17 protein-coding genes are annotated in these 19,368 nt (G+C 34.9%); 11 read left to right on the plus strand and 6 right to left on the minus strand.

Features of this window, described 5'->3' with window-relative positions:
- Nucleotides 1–2: 2 nt before the first annotated feature.
- The 9 genes from nusG to H510_RS0103255 all read left to right on the plus strand — a co-directional run bounded on the left by nusG (nucleotide 3) and on the right by H510_RS0103255 (nucleotide 11,862).
- Complete coding sequence (nusG, locus tag H510_RS0103215; RefSeq protein ID WP_026902988.1) at nucleotides 3–545, plus strand: transcription termination/antitermination protein NusG; 543 nt, start codon at nucleotides 3–5, stop codon at nucleotides 543–545.
- A 148-nt stretch (nucleotides 546–693) separates the two neighbouring features.
- Nucleotides 694–1,137: a 50S ribosomal protein L11 gene (gene rplK, locus H510_RS0103220; RefSeq protein WP_026902989.1), complete on the plus strand. Its 444-nt coding sequence runs from the start codon at nucleotides 694–696 to the stop codon at nucleotides 1,135–1,137.
- A gap of 22 nt (nucleotides 1,138–1,159) precedes the next feature.
- Nucleotides 1,160–1,858 (plus strand): 50S ribosomal protein L1, encoded by a 699-nt coding sequence (rplA, locus tag H510_RS0103225; RefSeq protein ID WP_026902990.1) that lies wholly within the window; start codon nucleotides 1,160–1,162, stop codon nucleotides 1,856–1,858.
- A 4-nt stretch (nucleotides 1,859–1,862) separates the two neighbouring features.
- Nucleotides 1,863–2,381 (plus strand): 50S ribosomal protein L10, encoded by a 519-nt coding sequence (gene rplJ, locus H510_RS0103230; protein WP_026902991.1) that lies wholly within the window; start codon nucleotides 1,863–1,865, stop codon nucleotides 2,379–2,381.
- A gap of 60 nt (nucleotides 2,382–2,441) precedes the next feature.
- Nucleotides 2,442–2,819 carry a 50S ribosomal protein L7/L12 gene (rplL, locus tag H510_RS0103235; protein ID WP_026902992.1) on the plus strand — a complete coding sequence of 126 codons (378 nt, stop codon included), beginning with the start codon at nucleotides 2,442–2,444 and terminating at the stop codon, nucleotides 2,817–2,819.
- Between the two features lie 157 nt (nucleotides 2,820–2,976).
- A complete protein-coding gene (rpoB, locus tag H510_RS0103240; protein ID WP_026902993.1) occupies nucleotides 2,977–6,777 on the plus strand; it encodes a DNA-directed RNA polymerase subunit beta in 3,801 nt (1,266 codons plus the stop codon).
- A gap of 74 nt (nucleotides 6,778–6,851) precedes the next feature.
- Complete coding sequence (gene rpoC, locus H510_RS0103245; RefSeq protein WP_026902994.1) at nucleotides 6,852–11,144, plus strand: DNA-directed RNA polymerase subunit beta'; 4,293 nt, start codon at nucleotides 6,852–6,854, stop codon at nucleotides 11,142–11,144.
- A gap of 97 nt (nucleotides 11,145–11,241) precedes the next feature.
- Entirely contained in the window at nucleotides 11,242–11,487 is a 246-nt protein-coding gene (locus H510_RS0103250) for a hypothetical protein (RefSeq protein ID WP_026902995.1), read from the plus strand.
- 60 nt (nucleotides 11,488–11,547) lie between these two features.
- Nucleotides 11,548–11,862 (plus strand): DUF3467 domain-containing protein, encoded by a 315-nt coding sequence (locus H510_RS0103255; protein WP_026902996.1) that lies wholly within the window; start codon nucleotides 11,548–11,550, stop codon nucleotides 11,860–11,862.
- On the opposite strand, the gene miaA is transcribed toward H510_RS0103255, so the two are convergent.
- From miaA to H510_RS0103285, 6 genes are all read right to left on the minus strand, one after another.
- Nucleotides 11,859–12,782, minus strand: coding sequence for a tRNA (adenosine(37)-N6)-dimethylallyltransferase MiaA (gene miaA / locus H510_RS0103260; RefSeq protein WP_026902997.1), 924 nt, complete (start codon nucleotides 12,780–12,782; stop codon nucleotides 11,859–11,861). The two genes, H510_RS0103255 and miaA, sit on opposite strands and share 4 nt — an antisense overlap.
- A gap of 50 nt (nucleotides 12,783–12,832) precedes the next feature.
- Complete coding sequence (locus H510_RS0103265; protein ID WP_026902998.1) at nucleotides 12,833–13,453, minus strand: IS1096 element passenger TnpR family protein; 621 nt, start codon at nucleotides 13,451–13,453, stop codon at nucleotides 12,833–12,835.
- Nucleotides 13,454–13,524: 71 nt separating this feature from the next.
- A complete protein-coding gene (locus tag H510_RS0103270) occupies nucleotides 13,525–14,937 on the minus strand; it encodes a CCA tRNA nucleotidyltransferase (protein ID WP_026902999.1) in 1,413 nt (470 codons plus the stop codon).
- A gap of 95 nt (nucleotides 14,938–15,032) precedes the next feature.
- Nucleotides 15,033–15,599: an L-threonylcarbamoyladenylate synthase gene (locus tag H510_RS0103275; protein ID WP_026903000.1), complete on the minus strand. Its 567-nt coding sequence runs from the start codon at nucleotides 15,597–15,599 to the stop codon at nucleotides 15,033–15,035.
- Entirely contained in the window at nucleotides 15,580–16,719 is a 1,140-nt protein-coding gene (locus H510_RS0103280; RefSeq protein WP_026903001.1) for a glycosyltransferase family 4 protein, read from the minus strand. Before H510_RS0103280 ends, H510_RS0103275 begins: the two co-directional genes overlap by 20 nt.
- A 101-nt stretch (nucleotides 16,720–16,820) precedes the next feature.
- Nucleotides 16,821–17,639 (minus strand): 2,3,4,5-tetrahydropyridine-2,6-dicarboxylate N-succinyltransferase, encoded by an 819-nt coding sequence (locus H510_RS0103285; protein ID WP_026903002.1) that lies wholly within the window; start codon nucleotides 17,637–17,639, stop codon nucleotides 16,821–16,823.
- A 74-nt stretch (nucleotides 17,640–17,713) separates the two neighbouring features.
- Between H510_RS0103285 and H510_RS0103290 the strand changes: the two genes are divergently transcribed.
- Nucleotides 17,714–18,115 carry an RNA-binding S4 domain-containing protein gene (locus H510_RS0103290; RefSeq protein WP_026903003.1) on the plus strand — a complete coding sequence of 134 codons (402 nt, stop codon included), beginning with the start codon at nucleotides 17,714–17,716 and terminating at the stop codon, nucleotides 18,113–18,115.
- 117 nt (nucleotides 18,116–18,232) lie between these two features.
- Nucleotides 18,233–19,354, plus strand: coding sequence for an ATP-binding protein (locus tag H510_RS0103295; RefSeq protein WP_026903004.1), 1,122 nt, complete (start codon nucleotides 18,233–18,235; stop codon nucleotides 19,352–19,354).
- Nucleotides 19,355–19,368 lie beyond the last annotated feature (14 nt).

Below are 19,368 nucleotides of genomic sequence, written 5' to 3' on the forward strand. Positions count from 1 at the left end.
AGATGAGCGACCAATTAAAGTGGTATGTAGTAAGAGCGGTAAGTGGGAAGGAAAAAAAAGTAAAGCAATATATAGATGCTGAAATCAGTCGTTTAGAGCTTACTCATTTGGTTCCTCAGGTTTTAATACCTATGGAAAAATACTATCAGATGCGTGATGGTAAAAAAATCGCTAAAGAAAGAAACTACTACCCAGGGTATGTTTTAATAGAAGCTGCTTTAAATGCAGAGTTAGAATTAATCATCAAAAATATCAATAGTGTTATCGGCTTCTTAGGAGATAAAAGCGGAAACGCTGTCCCGTTAAGACCGGCAGAAGTTAATCGTATCTTAGGTAAGGTTGACGAGATGGCACAACAAGGAGAGATGATTAATATTCCTTATTATGTAGGTGAAAACATCAAAGTGATGGATGGTCCTTTCAATGGCTTCTCTGGAGTTATTGAAGAAGTGAATGAGGAAAAGAAAAAATTAAAGGTTATGGTTAAGATTTTTGGAAGAAGAACTCCATTAGAACTTAACTATATGCAAGTAGAGAAAGAGTAAAAAGTATAAAGTAGTAAGTATAAAGTATCAAGATTATATAGGTGCTAAATACTAATAACTAGATACTAAATACTAATAAAAGATGGATATGAGCTCAACAAAAGAATGCTTCCACATTAATTAACGTTGAGAAATAAATAAATAGAAAATGGCAAAAGTAGTCAGTGCGTTAATCAAATTACAAATCAAGGGTGGCGCTGCAAATCCATCACCTCCAGTTGGTCCGGCATTGGGAGCAAAAGGGGTGAACATTATGGAGTTTTGCAAGCAATTTAATGCTCGTACCCAAGATAAACCAGGGAAAGTTCTTCCGGTTGTAATTACTGTTTACGCAGATAAATCTTTCGATTTTATCATCAAAACTCCACCAGTAGCTATCCAATTAATGGAAGTTACTAGCATTAAAAGTGGATCTGCAGAACCTAACCGTAAAAAAGTTGCTAGCGTAACTTGGGAACAGGTAGAGGTTATTGCAAAAGATAAAATGCCTGATTTGAATGCATTCACAGTAGAATCAGCAATGAGAATGGTAGCTGGTACCGCCCGTAGTATGGGTATAAACGTTACAGGAAACGCTCCCTGGAACAATTAATTAAACAACAAAGTTAAAGACAGTGGCTAGATTAACAAAAAATCAAAAGACAGCACTTTCCAAACTTGAAGCTGGTAAAGCTTACTCTTTAAAAGAGGCAGCTAACCTGGTTAAAGATATCACAACAACTAAATTTGATGCATCGGTAGATATTGATGTTCGTTTAGGTGTTGATCCACGTAAAGCCAATCAAATGGTTCGTGGTATTGCTACTTTACCTCATGGTACCGGTAAGACAGTACGCGTTTTAGCATTAGTAACTCCTGACAAGGAAGAAGAAGCTAAAGCTGCAGGTGCTGATCACGTAGGTTTGGACGAGTATATTGCTAAGATTGAGAGTGGTTGGACAGATATCGATATTATTATTACTACTCCTAGCTGTATGGCTAAAGTTGGTAAATTAGGTCGTATTTTAGGTCCACGTAACTTAATGCCTAACCCTAAGTCAGGTACTGTAACCCAAGAAGTTGGTAAAGCAGTTGCTGATGTTAAAGGTGGTAAAATCGACTTTAAAGTTGATAAAACAGGTATTATCCATTGCTCAATAGGTAAAGTATCTTTCCCTGCTGATAAAATTTATGATAATGCTTTGGAGGTTCTTCAAATCATTTCAAAATTGAAACCATCAGCTGCTAAAGGAACATATTTTAAGAGTATTCATTTATCTTCAACTATGTCTCCTGGAATTGAAATTGAAACTAAAACAGTAGCGGGAATTTAAGATTATGAGAAAAGAAGAAAAACACGAAGTTGTTTCTGCTTTAGCTGAACAAATGAAAGAGTACGGTAATTTCTATATTACTGATACATCTGATTTAACAGTGGCAAAAATCAATAATATTCGCCGCAAATGTTTTGAGAACGAAATTGGTATACAGGTTGTAAAAAACACACTTATCAGAAAAGCTTTAGAGCAATTAGATGGTGATGTTGCACCTTTATTCGATGTTCTTAAAGGTTCATCTTCTGTGATGTTTTCTACTACAGGAAACGCACCTGCAAAGCTTATTAAAGCTTTAAGAAAAGAAGGTGATAAACCAGTTTTAAAAGCAGCATATATTGATTTCACTGCATTTATCGGAGATAACCAGTTAGACGCTCTAGTTAATCTTAAATCTAGAGAAGAGCTTATTGGCGATATCATCGGTTTATTACAGTCACCAGCGAAGAATGTTGTTTCAGCACTTCAATCTGGAGGAAACAAATTGGCAGGAATTGTCAAAACTTTACAAGAAAGAGGTTAACCAAATACCTGAAATTTGGAATTAGTAAAACAAAAAGTAAAATTTTAAAAATTAAATATAATGGCAGATTTAAAAGCGTTTGCTGAGCAGTTAGTAAACTTATCAGTTAAAGAAGTAAACGAATTAGCTCAAATTTTAAAAGATGAGTATGGTATTGAGCCTGCTGCTGCTGTTGCAGTTGCTGGTCCTGCTGCTGCTGGTGATGCACCTGCTGCTGCTGAAGAGAAAACATCTTTTGATGTAATCTTGAAAGATGCTGGTGGTCAGAAATTAGCGGTTGTTAAATTAGTTAAAGACTTAACTGGTTTAGGCTTAAAAGAAGCTAAAGATTTAGTTGATGGTGCACCTAAAGAATTAAAAGCTGGTGTTGCTAAAGACGAAGCTGAAGCTCTTAAAAAACAATTAGAAGAAGCAGGAGCTGTTGTTGAGATTAAATAATTAGAGTCTCTCTACAAAATATAGCCTTAAACTCCCTCCGTTAAAACGGATTGGAGTTTATGGCTTTTGGTGTATATCACCAATTTTAATAAAAATACTGAATGGTTGTTCAGTATTAATCGAATTTTCGGTTTAGTTTAACTAAAATTTTAGACCCTTGGCAAACAAAAGCAATCAAAGGATAAACTTTGCTCAAAGTAAGCATGTAATTGATTATCCTGATTTTCTGGATGTTCAAATCCAATCGTTCAAGGAATTCTTTCAGTTAGAAACCACTTCAGATAACCGTCATACAGAAGGGTTATTTAAAGTTTTTGCTGAAAACTTTCCGATCTCAGACTCGAGAAACATATTTGTTTTAGAATTTCTGGATTACTTTATTGATCCACCTCGTTATGATATACAAGAGTGTATTGAGCGTGGGCTAACTTACAGTGTACCTCTTAAGGCAAAATTAAGATTGTCTTGTAATGATGAGGAACACGAAGATTTTGAAACAATTGTTCAAGATGTTTATTTAGGGACTATTCCTTATATGACACCTAAAGGAACTTTTGTTATCAATGGTGCAGAACGTGTAATTGTTTCTCAGCTACACCGCTCACCAGGTGTATTTTTCGGTGTAAGTCGTCATACAAACGGTAGTAAATTATACTCAGCCCGTGTTATTCCTTTCAAAGGTTCATGGATAGAGTTTGCTACAGACGTTAACAATGTGATGTATGCTTACATAGACCGTAAAAAGAAATTCCCTGTAACTACACTTTTAAGAGCAATTGGTTATGATTCTGATAAAGATATATTAGAATTATTTGACTTAGCAGATGAAGTTAAGGTTAGCAAATCTGGACTTAAAAAATATGTAGGTCGTAAACTTGCTGCAAGAGTTCTTAAGAAATGGGTAGAAGATTTTGTGGATGAAGATACAGGTGAAGTTGTTTCTATTGATAGAAATGAAATTATTCTTGAAAGAGAAACCATTTTAGAAGATGATCATATCGATATGATTGTTGATGCTGGTGTTAAAACTTTAATTCTTTCTAAAGAAGATAGCAACAGCGGAGACTATACTATCATTTATAATACTTTACAAAAAGATACTTCTAACTCTGCTAAAGAAGCGGTAGAACATATCTACAGACAATTACGTAACGCAGAACCACCTGATGAGGAAACCGCTCGTGGTATCATCGATCGTTTATTCTTCTCAGATAAACGTTATGATTTAGGTGATGTTGGTCGTTACCGTATCAATCGTAAGTTAAAATTAGATACTCCTGTGGAGACTAAAGTTTTAACTAAGATGGATATTATTGCGATTGTTAAATACTTAATCAAATTAATTAACTCTAAAGAAGATGTTGATGATATCGATCACTTATCTAACCGTCGTGTTCGTACTGTTGGTGAGCAACTTTATGCTCAGTTTGGAGTAGGTTTATCAAGAATGGCAAGAACCATTCGTGAGCGTATGAATATCCGTGACAACGAGGTATTTACGCCAACTGATTTGATCAATGCTCGTACCTTATCTTCAGTAATCAATTCTTTCTTTGGAACTAACCAGTTATCTCAATTCATGGATCAAACCAATCCATTGGCTGAGATTACTCACAAACGTCGTTTATCGGCCTTAGGTCCAGGTGGTTTATCTAGAGAGAGAGCTGGTTTTGAGGTTCGTGACGTTCACTACACGCACTACGGCCGTTTATGTACTATTGAAACTCCAGAAGGACCAAACATTGGTTTGATTTCTTCTCTTTGCGTACATGCTAAAATTAATAACCTTGGATTTATTGAAACTCCTTACCGTAAAGTTGTTGAGGGTAAGGTAGCAGTAGACCAACCAGTTATTTACTTAAGTGCAGAGGATGAAGATGGTATGACCATCGCACAAGCGAATGCACAATATGATGAAAAAGGAAATTATGTTGACGATAAAGTAAAAGCAAGATATGAAGGCGACTTCCCGGTAATTGAGCCAGAAAAACTTGATTATATGGATGTATCTCCAAATCAGATTACTTCTATTGCGGCTTCATTAATTCCTTTCTTAGAGCATGATGATGCGAACAGAGCTTTGATGGGATCTAACATGCAACGTCAAGCTGTACCATTATTACGTCCAGAAGCTCCTGTAGTAGGTACAGGTTTAGAAGGTCGTGTTGCTCGTGACTCAAGAACTTTGATCAACGCAGAAGGTAATGGTGTTGTTGAGTATGTTGATGCTAATAAGATTACTATTAAATATGATAGAACAGAAGATGATACTTTAGTTTCATTTGATGGAGAATCTAAATCATATAACTTAATTAAATTTAAGAAAACCAACCAAAGTACTTGTATCAACCTAAAGCCAATTGTTAAAAAAGGACAAAGAGTTGAAAAAGGTCAGGTTCTTTGCGAAGGTTATGCTACACAAGATGGTGAATTAGCCCTTGGAAGAAACTTAAAAGTTGCTTTCATGCCTTGGCAAGGTTACAACTTTGAAGATGCTATCGTAATCTCTGAAAGAGTTGTTTCTCAGGACATCTTTACTTCTCTTCATATTGAAGAATTTGAATTAGAAGTGCGTGATACAAAACGTGGTGAAGAGGAGTTAACTCCGGATATTCCTAACGTTTCTGAGGAAGCTACTAAAGATTTAGATGAAAACGGTATCATTAGAGTAGGTGCTGAAGTTAAAGAAGGTGATATTCTTATCGGTAAAATCACTCCTAAGGGAGAATCAGACCCTTCACCAGAAGAGAAACTTTTAAGAGCAATTTTCGGAGATAAAGCTGGTGATGTTAAAGATGCATCTTTAAAAACTCCACCTTCAATCAATGGTGTTGTTATTGATACTAAATTATTTTCAAGAGCTAAGAAAACTTCTAAAGCAGAAGAAAAAGCAGCTTTAGACAAATTAGAAGCAAGACATGAGAAAGCTGTAAGAGAGCTTCGTGAAACCTTGGTTGAGAAATTGTTTACTATCGTAAATGGTAAAACTTCACAAGGTGTTTACAATGTTTACAAAGAGCTTTTAATTGCTAAAGGTGTTAAGTTTACGCAGAAGTTATTAATGGAATTGGATTACAATCACATTAATCCAACGAAATGGACAACTGATGAGGACAAAAACGAATTGATAAAAGCGCTTCTACATAATTTCAATATTAAAGTTAACGAAGAATTAGGTGCTTACCGCAGAGATAAATTTGCTATCAGTGTGGGTGATGAGCTTCCTTCAGGTATCGTTCAAATGGCGAAAGTTTATGTTGCTAAGAAACGTAAATTAAAAGTAGGTGATAAAATGGCTGGTCGTCACGGTAATAAGGGTATAGTTGCTCGTATCGTTCGTGATGAAGATATGCCTTTCCTTGCTGATGGAACTCCAGTTGATATCGTGTTAAACCCACTAGGTGTACCTTCTCGTATGAACCTTGGACAGATTTACGAAACTGTTTTAGGTTGGGCAGGTAAAGAATTAGGGTTGAAATTTGCAACTCCAATTTTTGATGGTGCATCTCATGATGAGGTTGAACATTATGTAAAAGAAGCTGGTGTACCAGAATCAGGAAGAACATACTTGTACAATGGCTTAACTGGAGAGCGTTTTGACCAACCAACAACCGTAGGTATCATCTATATGTTGAAACTAGGGCACATGGTTGATGATAAAATGCATGCTCGTTCAATAGGACCATACTCATTAATTACACAACAACCATTAGGTGGTAAAGCACAATTTGGTGGTCAGCGTTTTGGTGAGATGGAGGTTTGGGCACTTGAAGCGTTTGGTGCTGCTAACATTCTACAAGAGATATTAACAGTTAAATCTGATGATGTTGTAGGAAGAGCAAAAACTTACGAAGCAATTGTTAAAGGTGAAAATCTTCCAACTCCAGGTGTTCCAGAATCATTCAACGTATTGGTTCATGAACTAAGAGGATTAGGTTTAGATATTACATTAGATTAATAAGGCCGAAGGCCGAAAGCTTAAAGCGTAATGCTTTAAGCTTTTAGCATTCTGCTTTTAGCTTAAGAAAGAATATGTCTTACAAAAAGGATAATAAAATAAAAAGTAATTTTACCTCAATTACCATTAGCTTATCTTCTCCTGAAGCAATTTTGGAAAGATCAAGTGGTGAGGTATTAAAGCCTGAGACAATCAACTACAGAACGTATAAGCCAGAACGTGATGGTTTATTTTGCGAGCGTATTTTTGGTCCGGTGAAAGATTACGAATGCCATTGCGGTAAATATAAGCGTATTCGTTATAAAGGAATCGTTTGTGACCGTTGCGGTGTTGAGGTTACAGAGAAAAAAGTACGTCGTGAGCGTATGGGACACATCAACCTTGTTGTTCCTGTAGCGCATATTTGGTATTTCAGATCTTTACCTAATAAAATTGGTTACTTATTAGGTTTGCCAACTAAAAAATTAGATTTAATCATTTACTACGAGCGTTACGTAGTTATTCAATCTGGTTTAATGGCAGATCAAGGTATCAATTACATGGACTTCTTAACAGAAGAAGAGTACCTTGATATCTTAGATAAATTACCTAAAGAAAATCAGTATTTGGATGATAAAGATCCAAATAAATTCATCGCTAAGATGGGTGCTGAGGCTTTAGAAGATTTACTAAAACGTCTTGATTTAGACACTTTATCTTATGATTTACGTCATCAAGCAGCTAATGAAACTTCTCAGCAACGTAAAAACGAAGCTTTAAAGCGTTTACAAGTTGTTGAAGCTTTCCGAGGTTCTCAAGGTCGTATAGAGAATAATCCAGAATGGATGATTGTTAAAATCGTTCCGGTTATTCCACCAGAATTACGTCCATTAGTGCCATTAGAAGGTGGTCGTTTTGCAACTTCAGATTTAAATGATCTTTATAGAAGAGTTATTATCCGTAATAACCGTCTAAAAAGATTGATGGAAATTAAAGCTCCAGAAGTAATCTTACGTAACGAAAAACGTATGTTACAAGAAGCTGTTGACTCTTTATTTGACAACTCACGTAAAGTGAATGCTGTTAAAACTGAAGGTAACAGAGCTTTAAAATCATTATCTGATATATTAAAAGGTAAACAAGGACGTTTCCGTCAAAACTTACTAGGTAAACGTGTGGATTATTCTGGACGTTCTGTAATTGTGGTAGGTCCTACCTTAAAATTACACGAATGTGGTTTACCTAAAGATATGGCAGCAGAGCTATTCAAACCATTTATCATCCGTAAGATGATAGAAAGGGGAGTAGTTAAAACTGTTAAATCTGCTAAGAAAATTGTGGATAGAAAAGACCCTCTAGTTTGGGATATTTTAGAGAACGTATTAAAAGGACATCCAGTTCTTTTAAACAGGGCTCCTACACTTCACCGTTTAGGTATCCAAGCATTCCAACCTAAATTAGTTGAAGGTAAAGCTATCCAATTACACCCATTAGTTTGTACTGCATTTAACGCGGATTTTGACGGTGACCAGATGGCTGTTCACGTACCACTAGGTAACGCTGCTGTTTTGGAAGCCCAAATCTTGATGTTAGCATCACATAACATTCTTAACCCTGCTAACGGAACTCCGGTAACGGTACCTTCTCAAGACATGGTTCTTGGTTTATACTACATGACTAAAGGTCGTAAGTCTGAGCCAGGACACCCAGTAAGAGGTGAAGGTTCTATTTTCTATTCTTCGGAAGAGGTAACGATTGCCTACAACGAGAAGCAAATAGATTTACATGCCTTCATTAAAGTAAAAGCTAAGGTTAAAGGTAAAGATGGTTCAATAGAAGCTAAAACTATTGAAACTACAGTTGGTAGAGTATTATTTAATGAAGTTGTACCAGAAGAGGTGGGTTTCATTAATGAATTGCTAACTAAAAAATCTCTTAGAGATATCATTGGGGAAGTTGTAAAAGTTACTGGTATGGCCAGAGCTGCAAATTTCTTAGATGAAATCAAAACTATGGGATTCCAGTATGCTTTCAGAGGAGGTTTATCTTTCAACTTGAAAGATTTAAATATTCCTACCGAGAAACATACTTTATTAGAGCAAGCTCGTAAAGAAGTTGATGAAGTAATGAATAACTATAACATGGGTTTCATTACCAACAACGAACGTTACAACCAAATTATCGATATCTGGACGCGTATCAATAACAAACTGACATCGCATGTAATGCACCAGTTAACAAACGATAACCAAGGATTTAACTCTGTTTATATGATGTTAGATTCTGGAGCTCGTGGTTCTAAGGAGCAAATTCGTCAGCTTTGCGGTATGAGGGGATTGATGGCAAAACCTCAAAAATCAGGTTCAGGTGGTGAGATTATTGAGAACCCTATTCTTTCTAACTTTAAAGAAGGTTTATCAGTTCTTGAGTACTTTATCTCTACCCACGGTGCTCGTAAAGGTCTTGCGGATACAGCATTAAAAACTGCTGATGCTGGTTACTTAACTCGTCGTTTACATGATGTTGCTCAGGATATGGTTATTAAAGCACACGATTGTGGTACTTTAAGAGGTATGTTCACAACAGCTTTAAAAGATAACGAGGATATTGTTGAGCCATTATACGATAGAATTTTAGGTCGTACTTCATTACATGATGTTTACCATCCATTAACTAATGAATTATTAGTTGGTGCTAATGAGGATATCACTGAAGAAATCGCGAAAGCCATAGAAGAGTCTCCGTTAGAAGGAGTTGAAATACGTTCTGTATTAACTTGTGAGGCTCCAAGAGGGGTTTGTGCACTTTGCTACGGAAGAAACTTAGCTTCTGGTAAACGTGTTCAAATGGGTGAGGCAGTTGGTGTAATTGCAGCACAGTCTATTGGTGAGCCGGGTACACAGTTAACACTTCGTACTTTCCACGTGGGTGGTACTGCATCTAACATTGCAGCAGAATCTCAAATCAATGCTAAATTTGATGGTGTTATCGAGTTTGAAAACATCAGAACTGTTGAGTATGACACAGAAGAAGGTAAAGTAGAAGTTGTTTTAGGTCGTTCTGGAGAGTTTAAAATTGTAGATCCAAATAGCGGAAGAGTTATTGTAACCAATAATATCCCTTATGGTTCTTATTTATATGTTAAAGAAGGAACTAAATTAACTAAAGGAGATAAGATTTGTTCTTGGGATCCTTATAACGCAGTAATCATATCTGAGTTCTCTGGTAAGGTAGAGTTTGAATCAGTCATAGAAGGTGTTACCTTCCGTGAAGAGTCTGATGAGCAAACCGGACACAGAGAGAAAGTGATTATTGATACTAGAGATAAAACCAAAAACCCTGTTGTTAAAATCGTTGACAAAAAAGGTGGTTCTATTAGAGAATACAATATTCCGGTAGGAGCACACATTGTTGTAGATGAAGGCGACGAGGTTAAAATGGGTGAAATCTTAGTTAAGATTCCTCGTACAACTGGTAAAACTAGAGATATCACCGGTGGTTTACCTCGTGTAACCGAATTATTTGAAGCTAGAAATCCATCTAACCCAGCTGTTATTACAGAGATTGATGGTGTGGTAACTTTAGGAGGTGTTAAACGTGGTAACCGTGAGGTAACTATCGAGTCTAGAGACGGTCAAGTTAAAAAATATCTTGTTCCTTTATCTAAGCACATCTTAGTACAGGATAATGACTTTGTTAAAGCTGGTATGGCATTATCTGATGGAGCAACTTCTCCTGGCGATATCCTATCAATTAAAGGTCCTGCAGCTGTACAAGAATATCTTGTTAATGGAATCCAAGAGGTTTACCGTTTACAAGGTGTGAAAATTAACGATAAGCACTTTGAGACTATCGTTCACCAAATGATGCAAAAAGTAATGATTGAGGATGCTGGTGATACGAAATTCTTAGAAAAAGAAGCCGTAGATAGATTTGATTTCTCTATTGAGAATGATAGTATCTATGATAAAATGGTAGTTGAAGATCCAGGAGATTCTAATACTTTAAAACCAGGTCAGATTATTTCTGTACGTAAATTACGTGATGAGAACTCACAATTGAAACGTAAAGATTTGAAACTGGTTACAGCAAGAGAGGCTCGTCCGGCAACGGCAAGTCCAATGCTACAAGGTATTACCAGAGCATCTCTAGGTACTAAATCGTTTATCTCGGCTGCATCCTTCCAAGAGACTACTAAAGTTCTTAATGAAGCTGCAATTGCTGGTAAGCGTGATAATTTATTAGGATTGAAAGAAAATGTAATTGTTGGTCACTTAATCCCGTCTGGTACAGGATTAAGAGATTACGAAAGAATTATTGTTGGATCTCAAGAAGAATACGATAAATTAATGGCTTCTAAAGAAGAGGAAGAAGAGATTGAAGCATAGTAATCTCTCTAAATAATAAAAAGCCTGCTAGAAATAGCAGGTTTTTTTGTTTACTTCTTTTGGAGCAAATTTTGTATTTTTATAAAAAAGTCTAATAATGAGCGTTTCAGAAATTCAATTGTATCAAATTCTTAAAGCTAAGATAGGAGATAAAGAGGCTGAAGAATTGGTTTCTTATGTGAAATCCGAAGTAAACAAAGAATTTGAGACTAAAAAAGATACTTTAGCAACCAAGGTTGATTTAGCCAATATGAAAGGCGAAATCATCAAATGGATGTTTATTTTCTGGATTGGTCAAATAGGTGTTACTTTAGGTATAATATTCGCTTTTATTAATAAATAGAAGAATATCAATGATTCATTTTAAGTTCCGGAAAGGCCGGGACTTTTTTATTTTTATAGCATGCAAGAACAAAACGACAACCAACTAAACATAGAACTATCAGAAGAAATAGCAGAAGGTGTATATTCTAACCTAGCCATCATAACGCATTCTAATAGCGAGTTTGTACTTGATTTTATTAGGGTAATGCCTGGCATACCTAAGGCAAAGGTGAAAAGTAGAATTGTATTAACACCAGACCATGCAAAGAGGCTATTATTAGCTTTAGAAGATAATATTGCCAAGTTTGAAATGATAAATGGACAGATAAAAGGCGGTGGAGAACCTAACAATGGAATGCCTTTTAATTTTGGAGGGCCTACTGCACAAGCTTAATCATGAGGAAGAGAGATAATTTCTTTTTCAATAAAGGAAATAATCTCTCTTTCTTCTTCTGGGTTAAACCAATGTATATTTTCTGTTTTTCTAAACCAAGTTAGCTGTCTTTTAGCAAATCTTCTGGTATTCTGTTTAATAGCTTCAATAGCTTGTTGTAAAGTAATCTTATCCTCTAAATATTCAAATATTTCCGAATAGCCAACCGTATTAAGACTATTTAAGTGTTTGTAATCTTGTAAGGCTTTTACCTCATCAACTAAGCCTTGGGCTACCATTAAATCTACCCTTGTATTGATTTTTGTATATAGTTCTTCTCTTGGCATATCTAAGCCAATGGTGATACTTTTAAAAGGACGTTCTTTTTTTATTCCGCTACGAAAAGAAGAAAATGCTTTACCTGTTGTATGATAAACTTCAAGAGCTCTAATGATGCGTTGCGGGTTATGTATATCAACTTCTGCGTAGTAAGTTGGGTCTACTGCTTGTAATTCTTGCTGTAGAGGGCTTATCCCTTCCTTAATCAGTCTATCATTAAGATTTTCTCTAACTTCATTTTTTACTGGAGGCAGTTTATCAAAACCCTGTAATACAGCATTAATATATAAGCCAGAACCACCAACCATAACCAAAACATCATGACTTTTAAAAAGTTGATTTAGAAGCTCTAAAGCCTCCTTTTCGTAAGAACCTACACTGACTTGCTCTTGTATGCTGTGCGAGTTGATGAAATGGTGTGTTGCTGCTTTTAGTTCTTCATTTGTGGGTTTTGCAGTTCCTATGCTCATTTCTTTAAAAAATTGTCTGCTATCTGCTGATAAGATTTCGGTATTAAAATGCTGTGCAATTTTTATGGCAAGGGCAGTTTTGCCAATCGCTGTTGGGCCTGCAATTACAATAAGAACTTTGGGTTTATTCATGCTATTTTTAAACAAAAAATCCGGCTTAAACCGGATTTTAATATGTTGTTTTATTCTCTATCATAATCATCCTGATCGAAGTTTTCATTATCAGAAAACTCGTCAGAAAATTCATCGCTTTCCTCTTCGTCGTCTTCACCTTCTTCTGTGTCAGAATTTAGGGCTTCTAATTCGTCCTCATCGGCAATTAAAATGGTTTCATCTTCTAAGAAATCTGGGTCTTCATCGCCCGTAATTTCATCAGGAGAACCAATAATATTGCTAATGATTTTTGGTGCTTCGCCAACAGCTTTAAATACTAAAGGATAAGTTTGAGTAGGGTTATTTTCTAAAATTTTAATCAGCTCTACATGAAAATCAAAAGGTTTTTCAAAATTATAGATGTAATAAAACTTTTGATGCGGGTCATCTATATGGCTGCTTAATTTTGCATTCTCCATTAAACTTATACCACGGTCTATTTTTCTTTCATTAGGTAAGTAAGCAATTTCTTCGTTTTTTATCCAATGATCATTACTTACATAAAAAGAAGAAGACTTCTCGGGGTCATAACCTATAGATTTATGAATTGCATAATGCAAATCTTTAAATGTTTGATTTGATTTAATATCAATCTCTCTGATTACATCATCGTAATCCTCAAAACTTACCCTGAATCTGTAAACTGCCATGCTGCAAAAATAATTTTTATAGGGGATTTTTCTTAATTTATTTCACCTTCGTTGATAAATAAAAGGAAAACCTAATCTAGTTCTTTTTCAATTTTTAGCCCAAGTTCTATGCCTGTTTTTTTCATGAAATAAAGTGCTTCAGAACGGTTATTGGCTATATCTCCTTCTAAAATAGCTTCTCTAATCTTGTTTTTGATGATTCCAACTTCTTTACCGGCTTGTAAATTGAAAGTTTTCATAATGTCTTCACCGGTAACTGGAGGCTGCCAATTTCTTATTTTATCTCTCTCTTCAACATCTTTAAGCTTTTGTTTTACCAACTCAAAGTTATTCCTGTACTTTTTGATTTTGTACTCATTTTTGGTAGTTACATCTGCCTGGCATAAGAGCATTAAAGCCTCTGTGTGTTCACCTGCTTCAAATAATAATCTTCTGACTGCGGAATCTGTAACAACTTCTTGTGCCAATACAATAGGACGGAGGTGAAGTTGTACCAACAATTGTACAAACTTCATTTTATCGTTAAGAGGTAATTTTAAATCAGCAAATATTTTAGGAACCATTCTAGCTCCTTTATCTTCATGACCATGGAAAGTCCAGCCGTGATTTTTCTCAAAACGTTTGGTTGCTGGTTTGGCAATATCATGTAAAATAGCTGCCCATCTTAACCATAAATCATCAGATGTTTTGGCAACATTATCCAATACCTGTAAAGTATGGTAAAAGTTATCTTTATGTCCTTTACCTTCTACGATATCTACCCCATGCAAAGCCACCATTTGTGGAAAAATCAGTTTCAATAAACCTGTATCAAACAAATAATTAAAACCTATGGATGGCTTAGGCGATAGAATAATTTTATTCAGTTCATCTGTAATACGCTCTTTCGAGACTATTTTAATACGCTCTAAGTTAAGTTTTATGGCATCAATAGCGTCTTGACTAATTTTAAAATTAAGTTGAGTAGCAAAGCGTATAGCTCGCATCATCCTTAAAGGATCATCAGAAAAAGTCTCATTAGGATTTAAAGGCGTAATAATTTTTTTTTCTTCCAGATGTTTAATGCCATCAAAAGGGTCTACCAACTCTCCATATTGATGAGGATGAAGGTGGATAGCCATAGCATTGATGGTAAAATCTCTTCTTTTTTGATCGTCTTCTAAAGTGCCATCTTCAACAATGGGTTTTCTAGAGTCTGCTCTGTATGATTCTTTTCTGGCACCCACAAATTCTACTTCTAAATCTCTATAGCGCAACATAGCGGTCCCAAAATTTTTAAAAACAGCAACCTTAGTTTTTAAGATTTTACCTACTTCTAAGGCGAAATTTGGTCCATTGCCTATCACTAAAATATCCACATCTTTAGAAGGACGGTTTAGAAATATGTCTCTTACAAAGCCACCTATTACATAAGTTTCGACATTTAAATTGCCAGAAATTTTAGAGATAATTTTAAAAATAGGATGTTTAAGGTGTTGCTTCATATTTGATTTGGACAATGCTATCAAAAACTGAATGCATATTCCTGAAATTTTAAAAACGCTACCAAAGATAATTCTTTAAACTGAAGGCTGAAAGCTTATTTCCTGATAAAGGCAAAGGCTCCATTTGCTTCTAATTTCATGATGGTGGATGGCTTTTTAGTTTGATGATTATGTTGTTCTAATTGCACAATATAATCTACACCATCTTTAATGGTTTGAGGTATTTGAGAAAAGTTATTAGGGGTGGGCTCACCACTTAAGTTAGCAGATGTAGAAATTATAGGTTTTCTAAATCTTTGCACTAACTCTTTACAAAATGGATGTTTGGTTATTCTAATGCCAATGCTACCATCGCTATTGATAGCGTTTTCCGCTAAATTTTTAGCACCTGAGTAAATGATAGTCAAAGGGTTTTCTGCAAATTCTATTAAATCATAAGCAACATCGGGTATTTCTTTAACATAGCTTGGTAGCTTGGCATCTGTGTCTAATAAAATGATAAGGCTTTTAAACTCTTCTCTTTTTTTAAGCGCAAAAACTTTAGCAACAGCATCTTTATTGGTGGCATCGCAACCAATTCCCCAAATGGTATCTGTTGGGTATAGAATTAAACCACCATTTTTTAAAACTTCTAAAGCCTTATTAATTTCTTCTTTTAGCATGTTCAATGGTTTTTAGGTAAACGCTGTTTAAGTTTTTTGCAATACTTTCATCATTAAAATTTTCGGCATAGGTTAAGCCTTTTTTAATCATGTTATTTTGTAAATCTTCATCTTTTAACACTCTTTCTATGGCTTTAGCAAGTGCAATGTCATCATCAGGATGAACGTATAAGCTATTTGGTCCACCCGCTTCTTCTAAACAAGAACCTGTTGCTGCAATTACAGGAATCTTACTGTTCAAAGCCTCTACAATAGGTATCCCAAAACCTTCGAACCTGGAAGGATAAATGAAAATTTTAGCTCCTTGGTAAATAAGTGGTAATTCTTGAAAAGGAACATTTTCTAAGAAAATAACCTGTTGTGTAAGATGATTTTCTTGAATAAAATCTAAAATTTTTTGTTTATAAGCGGTTACTTTACCTACTATAACCAGCTTAATATCTTGTTTAAGATGCTTTAAAGCTTTACAAATCAATAATTGATTTTTGCGTGTTTCTATAGTTCCAACAGATAGAAGATATTGCTGTGGTAGCTTATATTTTTCTTTTATTTCCTTGATAGCATCATCTGAATATGGACAACAAAAAGCAGCATCGCAACCTTGATAAACAACATCAATTTTTTGAGGATTGGTATTAAAATACTGAACAATATCTCGTTTTGTTTGCTCGCTTATGGCAATAATCCTATCTGCATTTTTGCAAGCCGCTTTAAATTTGTAACGATAAATTTGTCTATCAACCCATTTGAAATAATGTGGAAAACGAAGGAATATCAAATCATGAATGGTAACAACGCTAGTAATATTAGATTTTTTAATATTAGCCGGAAGCTCGTTACTTAAACCATGAAATAACTCAACATCATCATAAACCAATGATTTTGTAAGCTGGAAACTCCTCCAATAGGATTTTAAAATTTTTACGGGAGCTGTTTTAACCGATATGTTGGCAAAAGGTTCAACCAATGTTTGCCTTACCTTTGCGTTATCTTGCGGTGTGTAAAGTAGGTATTGGTTCTGAGGATAATATTTAGCCATGATGCTGATAACTGCCCGACTATAATTACCTAAGCCAGTGAAGTTTTTAAATGCTCTTTTGGCTTCGAACCCTATTTTCATATTTTTTAAGTTTAAAGTAAAAAGTTAAAAGTAAAAAGGTTTTGATCAATGTTTATCTAGCTTTCTACTCTTAACTTTAAACTTTTTACTTTCAACTTCTATTAAATCGCTACACTATGTTCTCTTAATGCATCGTTTAATGATGTTTTTTTATCGGTAGATTCTTTTCTCTTACCAATAATTAAAGCGCAAGGTACTTGGTACTCGCCAGCAGGGAATTTTTTGGTATAGCTACCTGGTATCACAACAGAGCGCTCTGGAACATACATTTTATGTTCTACAGGCTCATCGCCAGATACGTCGATAATTTTGGTTGATGCGGTTAATACCACATTAGCACCTAGAACAGCTTCTTTACCTACTCTTACACCTTCTACAACAATTGCTCTAGAACCTATAAAACAGTTATCCTCAATAATTACAGGTGAAGCTTGAACCGGCTCTAATACACCGCCTAAACCAACACCACCACTTAAGTGTACATTTTTACCTACTTGTGCACAAGAACCAACTGTTGCCCAAGTATCAACCATCGTACCTTCATCAACAAATGCGCCTATGTTAACATAAGAAGGCATCATGATAACGCCTTTTGCTAAATGCGCACCATAACGGGCAATACCATGAGGTACTACACGCACACCTCTCTCTTTATAGTCGGTTTTCAATTTCATTTTATCGTGAAAAACAAAAGGACCAACTTCAATTTCTTCCATTTCTCTGATAGGGAAATAAAGAATTACTGCTTTCTTTATCCAGTCGTTAACAGCCCAACCATCTAAAATAGGTTCTGCAACTCTTAGTTCACCTAAGTCTAAACGATAAATAACTCTTTCTATAGCATCACGGTATTCTTTGAAATTCAATAAATTTCTATCTTCCCATGCATCTTCAACGGCTTTTTTTAATTCGGCAATCATATTAAAATTTTTGTTTGCAAATTAAAGCTTTTTTTAGCTAATAATCTGATTTTTGACTTATTTTGAGAAGATTTATGGTAGAAAAAGTAAGGATAGATAAATACCTGTGGGCAATAAGATTGTTTAAAACCAGAACCTTGGCTACAGAAGCTTGTAAGGCTGGAAGGGTAAAGAAAGATGGCACAAACATTAAAGCCAGTTACGAGGTTAAGGTGGGCGATGTTTTGCAGGTTTCGAAAAATATTGAGAAGAAGTTGATAAGAGTTGCAGCTTTATTAGCCAACCGTGTAGATGCTAAAAAAGCGGTCTTACATTATGAGGATATAACTCCATTAGAAGATACGATTAAATTTAAATCTATGTTTAGGATGCCTGTTTTAGAACGAGACAGAGGAACAGGAAGACCAACTAAAAAGGATAGACGTGAAATAGACGATTTACAAGATAACTTCTTTATGGATGAAGAAGACGATTAAGGGAATTCGTAAAGATTTTTAAATAAGTACATGACTTTTTTGGATTCTATTCCGAAAAAGTTATAACTTTTTTGGATTTCATTCCGAAAAAGTTAATTTTGTAAGAAATCAAATACCATGATAGATAGATTTCTTACAGAAAAAATCAAGGCTAAACTCTTTAAAGGAAAGGCTATCATTCTTACTGGGGCAAGGCAAATTGGTAAAACCACTTTACTGAAATCTTTTTTTGGAAGTGATGAAGAAGTTTTATGGCTTAATGGAGATGAAGTGGATGTACAAGAGTTGTTTTCTACAATTTCTGCAACTCGTTTAAAAGCTATTTTTGGTCAGAAGAAAATAATTGTCATAGATGAAGCACAAAGAATCAAAGACATTGGTTTACGCTTAAAACTCATTACAGACTCTATTCCAGAAGTACAACTTATTGCAACCGGGAGTTCTGCTTTTGAGTTGGCAAATCACATTAATGAACCTTTAACCGGTAGAAAATGGGAGTACAAAATGTTTCCAATCTCATTCTCAGAAATGGTACAGCATCATGGTTTATTAGAAGAAAAACGTTTGATTCCACATCGTTTAGTTTATGGTTATTATCCGGATGTTATTGTTAATCAAGGAAACGAAGTAGAACTATTAAAGCAATTATCCGATAGCTATTTGTATAAAGATATTTTGGCTTGGGAGCAAATCCAAAAGCCAGATAAATTATTAAAACTCTTACAAGCTTTAGCTTTTCAAGTTGGTTCTCAGGTTTCTTTTAACGAATTAGGACAAATTTGCGGATTGGATTCTAAAACAGTAGAGAAATATATTGTATTGTTAGAACAAACCTATGTTATATTTAGGTTGAGTTCTTTTAGTAGAAACTTGAGGAATGAACTTAAAAATAGCAAGAAGATATATTTTTATGATAATGGAATTAGAAATGCGGTTATAGCAAATTTTAATCAAATAGAAAATAGAGCTGATGTAGGTGCTTTATGGGAAAACTTTGTAGTTTCTGAACGTATTAAATTCTTGAATTACTCTGACAAGTGGGTAAATTACTGGTATTGGCGAACCAAAGAACAAAAAGAGATTGATTGGGTAGAAGAAGCTAATGGACAATTAACGGCCTATGAATTTAAATGGAGTGCATTAGCAAAAGCAAAGTTACCTCAGCTTTTTCTTAAAACTTACCCCAATAGCCAATTTAAAGTCATTAGTAAAGAGAATATAGATGAATTTTTGTTGTAATGGAGTTATTGTAA

The sequence above is a fragment of the Pedobacter glucosidilyticus DSM 23534 genome (assembly GCF_000425145.1).
GTDB lineage: Bacteria > Bacteroidota > Bacteroidia > Sphingobacteriales > Sphingobacteriaceae > Pseudopedobacter > Pseudopedobacter glucosidilyticus.

Excerpts from the sequence above, each read along its gene's own strand:
- nusG (WP_026902988.1), top strand. The coding sequence starts at position 3 with ATGAGCGACCAATTAAAGTGGTATGTAGTAAGAGCGGTAAGTGGGAAG.
- rplK (WP_026902989.1), top strand. The coding sequence starts at position 694 with ATGGCAAAAGTAGTCAGTGCGTTAATCAAATTACAAATCAAGGGTGGC.
- rplJ (WP_026902991.1), top strand. The coding sequence starts at position 1,863 with ATGAGAAAAGAAGAAAAACACGAAGTTGTTTCTGCTTTAGCTGAACAA.
- rplL (WP_026902992.1), top strand. The coding sequence starts at position 2,442 with ATGGCAGATTTAAAAGCGTTTGCTGAGCAGTTAGTAAACTTATCAGTT.
- rpoC (WP_026902994.1), top strand. The coding sequence starts at position 6,852 with ATGTCTTACAAAAAGGATAATAAAATAAAAAGTAATTTTACCTCAATT.
- H510_RS0103250 (WP_026902995.1), top strand. The coding sequence starts at position 11,242 with ATGAGCGTTTCAGAAATTCAATTGTATCAAATTCTTAAAGCTAAGATA.
- H510_RS0103255 (WP_026902996.1), top strand. The coding sequence starts at position 11,548 with ATGCAAGAACAAAACGACAACCAACTAAACATAGAACTATCAGAAGAA.
- miaA (WP_026902997.1), bottom strand. The coding sequence starts at position 12,782 with ATGAATAAACCCAAAGTTCTTATTGTAATTGCAGGCCCAACAGCGATT.
- H510_RS0103265 (WP_026902998.1), bottom strand. The coding sequence starts at position 13,453 with ATGGCAGTTTACAGATTCAGGGTAAGTTTTGAGGATTACGATGATGTA.
- H510_RS0103270 (WP_026902999.1), bottom strand. The coding sequence starts at position 14,937 with ATGAAGCAACACCTTAAACATCCTATTTTTAAAATTATCTCTAAAATT.
- H510_RS0103275 (WP_026903000.1), bottom strand. The coding sequence starts at position 15,599 with ATGCTAAAAGAAGAAATTAATAAGGCTTTAGAAGTTTTAAAAAATGGT.
- H510_RS0103280 (WP_026903001.1), bottom strand. The coding sequence starts at position 16,719 with ATGAAAATAGGGTTCGAAGCCAAAAGAGCATTTAAAAACTTCACTGGC.
- H510_RS0103285 (WP_026903002.1), bottom strand. The coding sequence starts at position 17,639 with ATGATTGCCGAATTAAAAAAAGCCGTTGAAGATGCATGGGAAGATAGA.
- H510_RS0103290 (WP_026903003.1), top strand. The coding sequence starts at position 17,714 with ATGGTAGAAAAAGTAAGGATAGATAAATACCTGTGGGCAATAAGATTG.
- H510_RS0103295 (WP_026903004.1), top strand. The coding sequence starts at position 18,233 with ATGATAGATAGATTTCTTACAGAAAAAATCAAGGCTAAACTCTTTAAA.